Source organism: Nocardia sp. CA-151230 (genome assembly GCF_050942175.1).
GTDB lineage: Bacteria > Actinomycetota > Actinomycetes > Mycobacteriales > Mycobacteriaceae > Nocardia.
Genome location: NZ_CP192061.1, coordinates 4,600,289 through 4,612,965, shown reverse-complemented (window position 1 = coordinate 4,612,965; position 12,677 = coordinate 4,600,289). Strand labels below are relative to the sequence as shown.

Annotated in this window: 13 protein-coding genes; 8 read left to right on the top strand and 5 right to left on the bottom strand. The window is 67.5% G+C overall.

Going from position 1 to position 12,677, the window contains the following annotated elements; all coding sequences use genetic code 11:
* Positions 1 to 43: 43 nt before the first annotated feature.
* The 4 genes from ACQP1O_RS21660 to ACQP1O_RS21645 all read left to right on the top strand — a co-directional run bounded on the left by ACQP1O_RS21660 (position 44) and on the right by ACQP1O_RS21645 (position 3,623).
* Entirely contained in the window at positions 44 to 1,384 is a 1,341-nt protein-coding gene (locus ACQP1O_RS21660) for an alpha/beta family hydrolase (RefSeq protein WP_433560325.1), read from the top strand.
* A gap of 257 nt (positions 1,385 to 1,641) precedes the next feature.
* Positions 1,642 to 2,016, top strand: a complete 375-nt coding sequence (locus ACQP1O_RS21655) for a carboxymuconolactone decarboxylase family protein (RefSeq protein ID WP_433567747.1) — start codon at positions 1,642 to 1,644, stop codon at positions 2,014 to 2,016.
* Positions 2,017 to 2,446: 430 nt separating this feature from the next.
* A complete protein-coding gene (locus ACQP1O_RS21650; RefSeq protein ID WP_433560324.1) occupies positions 2,447 to 2,920 on the top strand; it encodes a MarR family winged helix-turn-helix transcriptional regulator in 474 nt (157 codons plus the stop codon).
* 40 nt (positions 2,921 to 2,960) lie between these two features.
* Positions 2,961 to 3,623, top strand: a complete 663-nt coding sequence (locus tag ACQP1O_RS21645; RefSeq protein ID WP_433560323.1) for an SDR family NAD(P)-dependent oxidoreductase — start codon at positions 2,961 to 2,963, stop codon at positions 3,621 to 3,623.
* Positions 3,624 to 3,768: 145 nt separating this feature from the next.
* Here the strand turns inward: ACQP1O_RS21645 and ACQP1O_RS21640 are convergent, their stop codons facing one another.
* From ACQP1O_RS21640 to ACQP1O_RS21625, 4 genes are all read right to left on the bottom strand, one after another.
* Entirely contained in the window at positions 3,769 to 4,794 is a 1,026-nt protein-coding gene (locus ACQP1O_RS21640; RefSeq protein ID WP_433560322.1) for an acyl-CoA dehydrogenase family protein, read from the bottom strand.
* A 152-nt stretch (positions 4,795 to 4,946) separates the two neighbouring features.
* Positions 4,947 to 6,041, bottom strand: a complete 1,095-nt coding sequence (locus ACQP1O_RS21635) for an NAD(P)H-dependent amine dehydrogenase family protein (protein ID WP_433560321.1) — start codon at positions 6,039 to 6,041, stop codon at positions 4,947 to 4,949.
* Between the two features lie 23 nt (positions 6,042 to 6,064).
* A complete protein-coding gene (locus ACQP1O_RS21630) occupies positions 6,065 to 7,054 on the bottom strand; it encodes a Rieske 2Fe-2S domain-containing protein (RefSeq protein ID WP_433560320.1) in 990 nt (329 codons plus the stop codon).
* 68 nt (positions 7,055 to 7,122) lie between these two features.
* Positions 7,123 to 8,118 (bottom strand): alpha/beta hydrolase, encoded by a 996-nt coding sequence (locus ACQP1O_RS21625; RefSeq protein WP_433560319.1) that lies wholly within the window; start codon positions 8,116 to 8,118, stop codon positions 7,123 to 7,125.
* Positions 8,119 to 8,213: 95 nt separating this feature from the next.
* On the opposite strand from ACQP1O_RS21625, the gene ACQP1O_RS21620 reads away from it, so the two are divergent.
* The 4 genes from ACQP1O_RS21620 (at position 8,214) to ACQP1O_RS21605 (ending at position 11,963) form a co-directional block, all read left to right on the top strand.
* On the top strand, positions 8,214 to 8,804 hold the full coding sequence (locus ACQP1O_RS21620; RefSeq protein ID WP_433560318.1) for a TetR/AcrR family transcriptional regulator: 591 nt from the start codon (positions 8,214 to 8,216) through the stop codon (positions 8,802 to 8,804).
* A gap of 274 nt (positions 8,805 to 9,078) precedes the next feature.
* A complete protein-coding gene (locus ACQP1O_RS21615) occupies positions 9,079 to 10,431 on the top strand; it encodes a cytochrome P450 (protein ID WP_433560317.1) in 1,353 nt (450 codons plus the stop codon).
* Positions 10,432 to 10,475: 44 nt separating this feature from the next.
* Positions 10,476 to 11,720 carry a cytochrome P450 gene (locus ACQP1O_RS21610; RefSeq protein ID WP_433560316.1) on the top strand — a complete coding sequence of 415 codons (1,245 nt, stop codon included), beginning with the start codon at positions 10,476 to 10,478 and terminating at the stop codon, positions 11,718 to 11,720.
* Between the two features lie 96 nt (positions 11,721 to 11,816).
* Positions 11,817 to 11,963 (top strand): DUF1059 domain-containing protein, encoded by a 147-nt coding sequence (locus tag ACQP1O_RS21605; RefSeq protein ID WP_433567746.1) that lies wholly within the window; start codon positions 11,817 to 11,819, stop codon positions 11,961 to 11,963.
* A 78-nt stretch (positions 11,964 to 12,041) separates the two neighbouring features.
* Here the strand turns inward: ACQP1O_RS21605 and ACQP1O_RS21600 are convergent, their stop codons facing one another.
* Complete coding sequence (locus ACQP1O_RS21600; RefSeq protein ID WP_433560315.1) at positions 12,042 to 12,647, bottom strand: hypothetical protein; 606 nt, start codon at positions 12,645 to 12,647, stop codon at positions 12,042 to 12,044.
* Positions 12,648 to 12,677 lie beyond the last annotated feature (30 nt).

The following is a 12,677-nucleotide window of genomic DNA, read 5'->3' as shown; positions in this document are numbered from 1 at the left end:
CGCGATTTTGAGGTTGAAGGGGCCTGTCTACCAGGAGGTTTCGATGTTCTTCGAGGATCGCGCCGAGGCGGGCCGACGGCTGGCGGAACGGCTGGTGACGCTGCGCGGCAAGGATGTCGTCGTGCTGGGGCTGCCCCGCGGCGGCATCCCCGTCGCGTACGAAGTGGCCCGGTCGCTGGACGCACCGCTGGATGTCATCGTCGTGCGGAAACTGGGCGTGCCCCACCAGCCGGAGCTTGCTTTCGGCGCCATCGGGGAAGACGGGATCCGGGTGATCAACGACGCCGTGGTGAAGCGCGCGGATCTCACCGACACGGAGATGGCGCTGGTGGAGCAACGTGAGCGCTGGGAATTGGACCACCGCGCAGCCCGTTTCCGAGCCGGGCGATCGCACATCCCGTTGACCGACCGCATCGCGGTGATCGTCGACGACGGGTTCGCGACCGGGGCCACCGCGTGCGCAGCGTGTCAGGTCGCCAGGGCGCAAGGCGCCTCCCAGGTCGTGCTGGCGGTCCCGGTCGCGTCCAGACATGCGCTGCAAACGCTGGCGCGGGAGGCCGACGAGGTGATCTGTATCGAGCAGCCGACGTTCTTCTATGCGGTCGGCCGGTGGTATCACCATTTCGGGCAAACCACCGACGACGAGGTCGTCGAACTGCTGGACCACGCCGCGGCACGGGCCGCGTTACCCCAACGGGATCCGGCGGCCGATCCGCCACTGCGTGACGAGGAGGTGCGTGTGCGGGCCGGGAAGATCGAACTCGCCGGACTCCTCACCGTTCCGGAGCATCCGATCGGTGTGGTGGTATTCGCCCATGGCAGCGGCAGCAGCCGCCACAGCCCCCGCAACCGGTACGTCGCCGAGCTATTGCAGCAGGCCGGGCTGGCCACACTGCTGTTCGACCTGCTCACCACGGCCGAGGAAATCAACCGCGCCAACGTGTTCGACATCGACCTGCTCGCCCGGCGACTGATCGACGTCACCGCCTGGCTGACCCGCCAGCAGCACGTCGAAGGTCTGCCGGTCGGGTACTTCGGGGCCAGTACCGGGGCTGCGGCGGCCTTGTACGCCGCCGCCGACCCGCGCGTGAACGTGGCCGCGGTGGTGTCCCGGAGCGGGCGACCCGATCTGGCCGGCCATGCCTTGACCGCGGTGCGCGCTCCGACCCTGTTCATCGTCGGCAGCCGCGATCACCTCGTGATGGATCTGAATCGCCAGGCGGCCGAGGCGATGTCGTGTGAAACTGCGCTGATGGAGGTGCCGGGCGCGACGCACCTGTTCGAGGAACCCGGCACCCTGCACAAGGCCGCGGAGCTCGCACGCGACTGGTTCACCACCTGGTTAAACGCCGCCACGGTGAGTGAGTCGCCGGGATCGGCGTGAACGATCCAAGATCCGGACCGCCACTGCCTCTACCGACGATCACGACGGCAACGCAGTGGTCCTCGGGTTGGACTGACGGTCAGCACCTCGCTTCAGCAGCCGGGACGGCCGGTGTGAGGCACATCGCGGCATATACCCCCAGGGGTATGCTAGCCTGCATTCATACCCCATGGGGTATCCGCGACGCGGCCGATCCGACGATGCCGTGCCTCGCCGAAGCAGCCGAAGGAGTAGCCATGTCCGCACCGACCGATGTCATCCACGCCTCGCCGCACGGTAAGGCCGTCCTGAACGATTTGTCTCCGCTCCATCGGGAGCTGCGGCGTGCGATTCCCGAGGTGTACAAGGGTTTCGGCGAGCTCAGCAAGGCGGCGTTCGCACCGGGCGCGCTGGACCGCAAGACCAAGGAGCTGATCGCGCTGGCCATCGGGGTGGTCGAGGGTTGCGACGGCTGCATCGCCTCACACGGTCAGGCCGCGGCGCGCGCCGGCGCGACCAGGCAGGAGGCGGCCGAGGCAATCGGCGTCACCTTCCTCATGCACGGCGGCCCCGCCACTATTCACGGCGCCCGCGCCTACGAGGCGTTCTGCGAATTCGCCGACGCCGTCGAATCCGGCGAATCCCCCGCCTGACACCCCCGGAGGAACCATTCATGTGCCACCCCACCCGATGCCGGTCCTGCGGCAAAACCACCTGGTCCGGCTGCGGCGCCCACGTCGCCCAGGTTCGCGCCGCCATACCGGCCGACCAGTGGTGCCAGGGTCATCAGGACACCGCCCGCGACACCTGGATCCGGCGAATCCTCAGCCGCTGATCAATCCCGCGTGTCATCCCGGCAGGGCCGTACGACGGCGCTCGAAAACCACCGCCACCTCACCGACACCGTCGCGCTCGCAGTGACACCGCGCCAGATCCGGCGACCGCACCTGCGGCCATCACGGCAGACCCTGTGCGAACCGCATTTCCGCCTCCGGGCGGGCACGCATCGACCGACCCCAGTAACTTCAACATTGTAGTAATAGTCACTTCCAAACACTTCAAGTTTGAAGCTATGGTGGGGTCATGGGAGAGCAGCGCGAACCGCAGTGGCTGGATGCCGACGAGCAGCAGATCTGGCATGCCTTCGCCTATCTGCTGATCCGGCTGCCCGCCGCACTGGACACCCAGATCCAGCGGGATGCTGATATCAGCCATTTCGACTATCTGGTGTTGTCGGCGCTGTCCTCGGATTCAGAGGGGGCGTTGCGGATGAGTAGGCTCTCGCATTTCACGGGCGGATCGCTGTCGCGGCTGTCCAATGTGGTGGCCAAGCTGGAGAAGCGCGGGTGGGTGCGGCGGGAACCGGATCCGGATGATGGGCGCGCGACGCGTGCTGTCCTGACCCCGGACGGGTGGGACAAGGTTGTCGCCAGTGCGCCTTCGCATGTCGAGGAGGTGCGCCGACTCGTCTTCGATGCTCTGACCAAGACCCAGCAGCGGCAGCTCGGCGCTATTTCCGAGCGTCTCCTGGCCGCCATCGACCCCGAGCGTTCCTGACTCGGCGGCCGTTCCCATCAGATCATCGAGGAGTACTCGCATGCCCACTATCGCCATCGTCGGAGCCGGACCCGGTCTGGGACTGTCCCTCGCGAAAGTCTTCGGCGGCAACGGATTCGACGTCGCCCTGATCGCCCGCAACAAGGATTCACTCGACGCCCTGGTCCGTGAACTGGCCGAATCCGGCACCACCGCGGCCGGATTCGCCGCCGACACCGGTGACCACGCCGCTCTCACCACAGCATTGACCGATGCCGCAGCACGTTTCGGTGCCATCGACGTCCTGGAGTTCTCGCCGCACGCGGGCCTGGTCGTGGTCGAGCCGAAGGACGTCACGATCGAGAATCTGCGACCCCAGATAGACCAGTACCTGTTCGGCGCGGTCGCCGCCACCCAGGCGGTACTGCCCGCGATGCTGGCCGCCGGTTCGGGCACGCTGCTGTTCACCACCGGCGGCGGCGCGATCTCGCCGTATCCGCAATTGGCCACCGTGAACATCGCCCAAGCCGGCCTACGCAACTGGGCGCTCAACCTGCACAACGCGCTCACCGGCACCGGCATCTACGCCGCCACCACCGCCATCAACCTCATGATCGCGGCGACTGCCCCCGACGGCATCCCCCACCGCTCCCCCGACGAGATCGCGCAGACCTACTGGACCCTGTACACCGAGCGTGAACGGGCCGAACAGGTCATCGCCTGACCTCGATCACAGTTCGGATCGGCCGGCTTCTGTCACCAGGTCGCGGCCTCCACCGGATCCGTGGCCCGGGATGCGCCTGGTCGCCACCCCGTGCTGATTCGACCCGAGCAGCGAGGCGGTAGCCGGCGGCCGCGACGCGTTCCGGTCAGCTCCCGACCGGCTGCGGGCTGGGCTGAAGCGCCTGCAGCAGCGCGGATTTGATGGGATCGCGAGTCGTGGCGATCAGGGCGAAGGTCGCCTGCCGGAGCAGTCGCTCCGCGGTCGCGCCGGCAACGGCGGACCGGCTGCCGGAGCAGACGACGCCCGCCGCTGCGGCATTCACCGCGGCGTGCGCCATCTCCGCGCGCAGGGCGTGGGTCGCCGTGATGTCGCCGATCGCCCGGCCGTAGCGCTCCCGCAGGCCGGCGAGCCGCGCCGCGTGCGGGGCAGCCTCCGCGCCGAAGTCCTCCAGGAATCGCACACAACGCATCAGGACGCCCAGTACCAGTCCGCCATTGACCCAATCACTGAGCGCGACACCGCCTTCCGGCCCGACTGCGACAGCTTTCACGTCGAGCACGAGCTCGTCACCCGCGAACGCGCCGTCGAAGGTCAGCCTCACCGTGGCACTGGCGTCCGCAGCGATCAACGAGAGCCGTTCGGCGCGAATGTTCTCCGCCTCACGCACCGGCACCAACAGCGTCACCACCGATTCGGCCGCCCCCTCACGCACGCGCGCGGCGGTGGCGACCGCATCGATGTAACCCCACCCGGTCACGAAGGGCGTCGTGCCGGTGAGCACGTATCCACCGTCGACCGGCTCGGCGAACAGAGTCGGCTCGGTGCGAGTTCCCGCGTAGGAGACACCGCAGCGATAGGCGCCGCTCATCATCTCGGCGAGGTACCGCTCAAGCAGGTCCCGATTGCTGCCGGCCACGACCGAGCGCAGCGCACCCAGGTGCTGCGCCCACACGAACCCCGTTGCCAGGCAACCGCTGATGACGGTCGCCGCGGTATCGATCAGGGTTTCCGGAGTCATACCGTCCGACAGCGGAAACCCGTAGAACCCCCGTTCGGCGAGCGCTTCGAAGTGCGCGGGCGGAATCAGCCCGCCGCGATCCACCTCCGCGGCGCGCCCTTCGAGCACCTCCGCGGTCAGCGACTCCGCCTCACGCACCCAGTCCTTGCCCATGCAAACCCCCTGTCAGGTCCCGATCACCCGCCACCGCAACGGGTTTCGAGGAGCGAACTACCTCGGGCGATACTACGTGAGTCCGGCGCGCACCGAGCATCGCGCAGAGGGTCACGAGGTCATCGACGTCGCAGAGCCGTTGCGATGGCCGGCTACTGCTCGAATCGCCCGGCGAAGGCGCGCAAGGGGAGGTCGGCGCTGGTGATGATGCCCGGTGGGGCGGCGACGACGGCGGGGATGGCATTGAGGGCGGGGAGGCCGGTGACCGTCATGCCGACGGAGGCGAAGGCGGCGGGGTCGGTGAAGTCGGTGCCACATTTGGGCAGGACGCGGTGTTTGCTCGAAATGCAGGGGTCGCCGGTGATTTTCGTGATGTAGCAGCCTTGGACGTTCCAGTGCGGCTCGGTGTGCGGGGTCATCTGCCATTCGACGTGGACTTCCACCTTCGGCACGCCGGCAACGAGGCCCTGGTATTTGATGTAGTTGGCGCCCAGCGAACCTTTCGGCAGCTGATACCAGCCCAGATCGATGTCCTTGGTGCAGGCGCCGAGTTCGTAGCCGAAGGTGACCTCGTCGAGTTCCAGGCCGAAGCAGTCCGCCATCAGGTGGACGCCGTCGGCGAATACGCGAGTGCCCTTCTCCAGCATGGCAGGAATCGCGGGATCGTCGACGGGGCGGCCGTATCCGACCATCTGCCAGGAGCCCACCGAATGGTGGCAGGACACGTCGACCGATTCGATGACGGTCACGTTCTCGAGATCGGCGACATCGCAGCTGTGGACCACGCCGAGGATCTGGGTCAGCCCGGGATTCATGCCGGTGCCGTAGAACGTCGACCCACCGTGGCGGCAGGCCTCCTCGAGAACCTCGGACGTCCGCCGACCGGAGGGGTGCGGATGATTGCTGTCGCGGTGGTGACCGGTGATCCAATCCGCTGTGGTGACAATGTCGATTCCGGCCTCGAGGACCCGGACATAGAGGTCCTCGTCGGGAAACACGCCGTGGAAGGTCACCACGTCGGGCCGTGCGGCGATGATGTCGTCGACCGAGCCGGTCGCGGTGATCCCGATGGGCTCGAGCCCGGCCAGCTCGCCGGCGTCGCGGCCGATCTTCTCCGGTGTGTAGCAGTGCAATCCGACCAGTTCGAGGTCGGGATGGGCGCCGATGCGCTTGATCATCTCGGTGCCGACATTGCCGGTCGCCACCTGGAAGACCCGGATCGGCCGCCGGGGGAACGCAGATACCATGGGCGGCATCGCCTTTCGTGTGATCAGGATTGCGGATAGAACTGGGCGGCCCAGGTGCGCAGGGCCATGAATCCGTCGTATTCGGAGCGGGCCAGCGCGGGTGGATCCGAATAGCGCTGGTGCGACCAGATATGCACGTCGGCCAGGAACTGGTCGATCACCGCCCGCATCACCCGCTCGGCCCACGGCGGCGCGGTGGCACTGTTGTCACCGGGGGTACGCCCGGCCCACACGGTGAAGCGGACATCGCAGGTGTCGTCGTCGACCGGAGTGACCGCGGAGATGGTGCGATTGTCGATCATGCCCCAGCTCTTGGTCACCGCGACGCCGAGTCCGGCATTGATCGCCTCGACACCGCTGGCCATATCGTCGGCGGTCATCCCGGTGGCGTCGCCGAAGGTCACGGTGAAGTCCAAATGGGACACCGGGCCGTCGAAGTCGTGGCGGGTGAACTCGGGAACGAACGGAACCTTGTGCACGAACGTGAAATGCGCGAAGTCGACGCCGTTCTCGAGCACGTACTGCGGATGCAGTTCGAGCCGCTCCCGGTAGAGGGTGCCCTGCGGATGGGCCGGGTAGTAGTCGGCCGCGCTGCCGGCGTCGCCGAATCCCGCGAAGACGTCGGGCACATCGAAATACGGTGCGCGACCGTCGATATCGTGCCAGATATAGATGGATTCGTTGCGCTCGGTCACCGGATAGGTGCGCATGCGCCGTCCCCGGTTGGGCCGGTTCTCGTAGGGGATGCACACATTGCGCCCGTCGCGGTCCCATTCCCAGCCGTGGAAGGGACAGACGATGCGCTCACCGTCGACGCGGCCGCCGAATCCGAGGTGCGCGCCGAGATGCTCGCAGTAGGCGTCCATCACGGTCACCGCGCCCGCCGCGGAACGCCAGGCGATCAGGTCACGGCCGAAGTACGTCATCCGGTGCACGTCCCCGACGGCGATCTCCGGCGACCAGGCCACCTGGAACCATCCCGTCGGCTTCATCGATAGCGGCGGCTTGACCATGCCTGCTGCCCTCCCACTGCGCACAGAGAGTCGTGTATTCGTTTGTCCGGTAGGGGGCTGGGATGCCCTCAGGCCCGGTCCCGGTCAGTTCCGGGTTGTGGCGCGACGTAGGTGTCCAGCGCACGACGCAGCCACCGTTCCCGCGATCGAAACGCCCGCCGGCTCACCGCGGCGCGGGGAACGAGCCGGTCGAACCCGTGCCAGCAGCCGGGATGGACCTCGAACTCCACCGGCACGCCGCAGGATCGCAGGCCGTTCACGTAGGCGATCGTCTCGTCCCGGAACGGCTCGAGGCCCCCGACATAGGTGAAGGTCGGTGGCAGACCTCGCAGATCACCGGCCCGCGCGGGCGCCGCGTACACCGGAACCCGCTGCGTCCCATGCAGATCCCGCAGATACAGCTTCCACGCCGAGGCCAGCGTGACCGAATCGAGCAGGGGCGCGTCGTTCTCGCGCGCCGATTCGGTGGACTGCCGGTCGTCGAGCATGGGATAGATCGGCATCTGGAAGGCGATGTTCACCTCGCCACGGTCCCGCGCGAGCAGGGTGAGCGCGGCGGTCAGTCCCCCGCCGGCGCTCTCCCCCGCGACCGCCAGCTGATCCTCGCGGATGCCGAGCCGAATCGCGTTGTCGCGCATCCAGATCAAGGCGGCGTAGCCGTCGTAGAGGGCCGCCGGATACGGGTGGGCGACGCTGAGCCGATAGTCGGGCGCGACGACCACGCAGCCGGTCCGCTCGGCCAATCGCCGGTAGATCCGCATGTCCTGTTCCGGTCGCCCGAGGAAGTATCCGCCCCCGTGCAGCCAGAGCAGCCCGGCCGCGGCCGTGGTGGGCGCCGGCGGCGAATAGACGACCACGCGCAGCCGCGTTCCGTCGCCGCGATCGATTCCGAATTCCTCGACCCGCAGGGTTTTCGGACGGCGGGCCCGCGCGAGCCACAGCAGCCCGTCGACCAGAGCCCCGGCGGCGCGAAGCCGCCGTTCACTGTGCCGAGACCCCATGCGCCGCAACCACACACCGGTCGCACGCAGCTGACCGTCCATCATCGCGTCGGTGATCTGCATGCCGGCCCTTTCGCAGGTCCAGCGACGTTATCACAGACCTGGAAGCCAATACAGACACTAGTCCAGACTTCCGGGCCTCAGTATCATCCAGACACATGTCCGAACTCGCATCCACCGGCATCGAGGCAACCCGACGGCGTCTCACCGAGAAGCAGGCCGACACCGTCGACCGCCTCACCGCGGCGGCAGTCGAGGTGTTGTCCCGGGAAGGCTTCTCCGGCACGACGATTCGGCTCGTCGCCGCGGCCGCGGGAGTCGGCACCGCCACCGCCTACACGTACTTCTCGTCCAAGGAGCACCTGATCTCGGAGGTGTTCTGGCGGCGACTGGTCGCAACCCCGAAACTGGACACCGCCACCGGGGACCCGGCCACCCGGGTGGTCGCCGTGCTGCGCCAGGTATCCCTGCTCGTGGCCCATGACCCAGCTCTCGCCGGCGCGGTCAGCAACGCACTGCTGGGCGACGATCCCGACGTCCGGCATCTGCGGGTGCGCATCGGCCGGGAAATCCGCGGCCGCCTCGCCGAGGCACTGGGATCCGATGACCCCGAACGGGTTTCGATGCTGGAGCTGCTCTACGCCGGCGCGCTGCTCCAGGCCGGGATGGGCCTGCTCTCCTACGAGCAGGTCGCCGATCTCCTGGAAGCGTCCGCGCGGCGACTGCTGGCAGCTCCCGCAACCGAGTGATCGACGGGCGGCGAACCGTCACACACCGATCCCGATGAACACCACGAGCCCCACCGGTCACCCATCGCAACCAGGGGCTGGGCACCTTCGCGTGCAGCCGATCACCAAGTGGCCCTTGGTCATCGGAGCACGCACACGCCGCGAAAGCGCGTCCGCCGATCCGATTCAACGTCCGACGCCGGCCACAGACCTTGTCGCGCGCCGCCAACCATAGTACCGTCCGGACACATGTCCACCATGTGTCTGGACAAGGTTATTCGTGGAAGGATTTCCAATGACGCTGGTCAAGCCGCAGCGAGTGTCCGGGGGCGCGGATGAGCACGGACACCTGGAGGAGTTCCGCACCGATCCCATCGCGCTGATGCGGCGGGTGCGCGCCGAATGCGGCGATATCGGAGCCTTCGAACTCGCGGGGCGCGATGTCATCCTGCTGTCGGGCGCCGAGGCCAACGAGTTCTTCTTCCGCGCCAGCGACGAGGACCTCGATCAGGGTGCGGCCTATCCGTTCATGAAGCCGATCTTCGGCGAGGGCGTTGTCTTCGACGCGCCGCCCGAACGCCGCAAGGAGATGCTGCACAATTCGGCGCTGCGCGCGGACCACATGCGCGGGCACGCGACCACCATCGCCCGCGAGGTGGATCGCATGCTGGCCGGCTGGGCGGACGAGGGCGAGATCGATCTGCTCGAATTCTTCGCCGAGCTGACCATCTACACGTCCTCGGCCTGCCTGATCGGCCGCAAGTTCCGCGAGCAGCTGGACTCCCGCTTCGCGCATCTCTACCACGAACTCGAGCAGGGCACCGACGCACTGGCCTACGTCGACCCCTACGCGCCGATCGAGAGCTTCCGCCGCCGCGACGCGGCCCGCGCCGCACTGGTCGAGCTGGTGCAGGCGATCATGGATCAGCGTGAGGCGAATCCGCCGACCGGCAAGGACGACCGCGACATGCTCGACGTCCTGATCTCGGTCAAGGACGAGAACGGCGTGCCGCGTTTCTCGGCCAGCGAGATCACCGGCATCTTCATCTCCATGATGTTCGCCGGGCACCACACCACCTCCGGCACCGCGGCCTGGACCATCATCGAACTGCTGCGCCACCCGGAGACGCTGGCCGCGGTGGTGACCGAGCTCGACGAGCTGTACGCCGACGGCGCGGAGGTCAGTCACCATGCGCTGCGCCAGATTCCGAATCTGGAGGCCGCGCTCAAGGAGGCGCTGCGCCTGCACCCGCCGCTGATCATCCTCATGCGTATCGCCCGTGCCCGGTTCGAGGTGTGCGGGCACCGGATCGAGGCGGGCGACATGGTGGCCGCCACGCCCGCCATCTCCAACCGGATACCGGAGGACTTCCCGGACCCGGACACCTTCGACCCGGGCCGCTATCTGGATCCGCGGCAGGAGGATCTGGTCAATCGCTGGACCTGGATCCCCTTCGGTGCGGGCCGCCACCGCTGTGTGGGCGCGCCGTTCGCGCTCATGCAGCTCAAGGCGATCTTCTCCATCCTGTTGCGGGACTGGGAATTCGAGCTGGCGCAGCCGTCGGAGACCTACCGCAACGACCACTCCAAGATGGTGGTGCAGTTGCAGCAGCCGTGCCGGGTCCGCTACCGGCGCCGCCGTCGCTGAATCCGTCCCGGTCCACAACGATGTCGGCCCGTCAGGAGGCAGCCGTGTCCGCGCCGTCCATTCCCCCCGGATTCGATTTCACCGATCCGGCACTGTGGGAGACCCGTAACCCCGTCGAAGAATTCGCCCGGCTGCGCCGCACCGCCCCGGTGTGGTGGAACCCCCAGACCGACGCCCAGTCCGGCGGATTCCGCGACGGCGGCTACTGGGTGGTCACCAAGCACGAGGACATCAAGGAGATCTCGCGCAACGCGGAGCTGTTCTCCGCCCGGTCCAAGGGCGCGGTGATCCGCCTGCCCGGCGAGATCACCCCCGAGCAGATCGAGCTCACCGGCGCGCTGCTGCTGAACATGGATCCGCCCAAGCACACCAAGATCCGGCGCATCATTTCGAAGGGCTTCGGCCCGCGCGCGATCGAGGGATTGCGCGGCGCACTGGCCGACCGGGCGGCCGCGATCGTGCACGCGGCGCGGAAGTCCGGCGGCGGCGACTTCGTCGAGCAGGTGGCGTGCGAACTGCCGTTGCAGGCGATCGCCGAATTGCTGGGCGTGCCACAGGAGGATCGGCGCAAGCTGTTCGACTGGTCCAATCAGATGCTCAACTACGACGATCCGGAATACGGTGACAACACCACCACGATCTCGTCGACCAACGCATCGATGGAGATCCTCGGTTACGCCTGGAACATGGCAGAACAGCGCCGCGTCGACCCGCTCGACGACATTGTCAGCCGGCTCGTGCACGCCGATCTCGACGGGGAAGCGCTGGGCTCGGACGAATTCGGCTTCTTCGTCATCCTGCTGGCGGTGGCGGGCAACGAAACCACCCGCAATGCCATCACTCACGGTATGAAGGCGTTCATCGACAACCCCGAGCAGTGGGAGCTCTACCGGCGGCAGCGCCCGCGCACCGCACCCGACGAGATCGTGCGCTGGGCGACGCCGGTGACCGCCTTCCAGCGCACCGCCACCGCCGACACCGAACTGGGCGGACAGCCGATCCGGCGGGGCCAGCGGCTCGGATTGTTCTACAGCTCCGCCAATTTCGACGAGGACGCCTTCGACGACCCCTTCCGATTCGACATTCTCCGCGACCCCAATCCGCATCTGGCCTTCGGCGGCACCGGCGCGCACTACTGTGTCGGCGCGAATCTCGCCCGGCTCGAGATCGATCTCATGTTCAATGCCATCGCCGACGCGATGCCGAACCTGTCCGAGGTCGCTGCTCCGGAGCGGCTGCGGTCGGGGTGGATCAACGGCATCAAGCACTGGCGGGTCCGGTACGAGTAGCCGGGCCTCCGTATCGCCGGGCGGATCGCCCGGTGCATACTCGATCGGCGCGGTCGGACGAGAAGCCGTCCCCCGCAATCACATTGGGAGTAGATGATGAAGACCCGCCTGAGCTGCCCGTGCGGTGAGTACATTCGCGGCGAGAACGAGGACGACCTGGTCGAGAAGACCCGGGCCCACCTCGCCGAGCGGCACCCCGATCACGACTATTCCCGCGACGAGATCCTCTTCCTCGCGTACTGATCCGGTTCGTGCGGGCGGCGCCGTCGCCGATATCCCCGCCGGAGGTGGGCCCGGCTCCGAATGAGCCGGGCTCCCCCGCTACTTCGACGGCAAGGCGTTCTGCAGGCCGCCCACGTCGGTGATCTTCCACCCCGAATTGCGGTCGACGGTCAGTGAATACGTGACCGTGGTCTGGGCGCCGTCGGGGGTCTGCGCACTCGTGGAAGTCACCGTGAGGTAGGCGTTGACCTTGTAGATTCCGCCGGATTCGGAGATCACGCCGGCGGACAGGGGCGCGGCCTTGGAGGTCCACTGCAGCGGCAGCAGAATCTGTTCGAGTTGCGGTGCGGTGGCGTCGAATTTGGCCGAGAGCTGCGGTGTCGTACCGGATTGCAGGCGGCCGATCCAACCCTTCACGTCGTGATAGTCGATCGTGGACGCGCCCAGCGAGTAGTCCGTCGCGATCTGTTCGGCATGCCGGTCGTCCGCCGCCTTTGCGTCACGGTCGGCGAGCGTCGATCTGGCCGCCCAGTACAGCGATGCGAAGCTCACCGCCACTGCGGTGAGCAGCGCGATCCCGGCGCTGATCAGCACGGTCGACAATCGTATCGACACCGTGCGCGGCGCAGCGGTGCGATCGCCGGAAGCTGGAGAACTGCTTTCCGTTTCGGCCGAGGCGGGTGCTTCATCGGTGCTTGCGCTCATGGTTGTGTCCTTCCGCCCGCGCGGCGATGC

Coding starts and splice junctions, on each gene's coding strand:
- ACQP1O_RS21660 (WP_433560325.1), top strand. CDS start 44: ATGTTCTTCGAGGATCGCGCCGAGGCGGGCCGACGGCTGGCGGAACGG.
- ACQP1O_RS21650 (WP_433560324.1), top strand. CDS start 2,447: ATGGGAGAGCAGCGCGAACCGCAGTGGCTGGATGCCGACGAGCAGCAG.
- ACQP1O_RS21645 (WP_433560323.1), top strand. CDS start 2,961: ATGCCCACTATCGCCATCGTCGGAGCCGGACCCGGTCTGGGACTGTCC.
- ACQP1O_RS21640 (WP_433560322.1), bottom strand. CDS start 4,794: ATGGGCAAGGACTGGGTGCGTGAGGCGGAGTCGCTGACCGCGGAGGTG.
- ACQP1O_RS21635 (WP_433560321.1), bottom strand. CDS start 6,041: ATGGTATCTGCGTTCCCCCGGCGGCCGATCCGGGTCTTCCAGGTGGCG.
- ACQP1O_RS21630 (WP_433560320.1), bottom strand. CDS start 7,054: ATGGTCAAGCCGCCGCTATCGATGAAGCCGACGGGATGGTTCCAGGTG.
- ACQP1O_RS21625 (WP_433560319.1), bottom strand. CDS start 8,118: ATGCAGATCACCGACGCGATGATGGACGGTCAGCTGCGTGCGACCGGT.
- ACQP1O_RS21620 (WP_433560318.1), top strand. CDS start 8,214: ATGTCCGAACTCGCATCCACCGGCATCGAGGCAACCCGACGGCGTCTC.
- ACQP1O_RS21615 (WP_433560317.1), top strand. CDS start 9,079: ATGACGCTGGTCAAGCCGCAGCGAGTGTCCGGGGGCGCGGATGAGCAC.
- ACQP1O_RS21605 (WP_433567746.1), top strand. CDS start 11,817: ATGAAGACCCGCCTGAGCTGCCCGTGCGGTGAGTACATTCGCGGCGAG.
- ACQP1O_RS21600 (WP_433560315.1), bottom strand. CDS start 12,647: ATGAGCGCAAGCACCGATGAAGCACCCGCCTCGGCCGAAACGGAAAGC.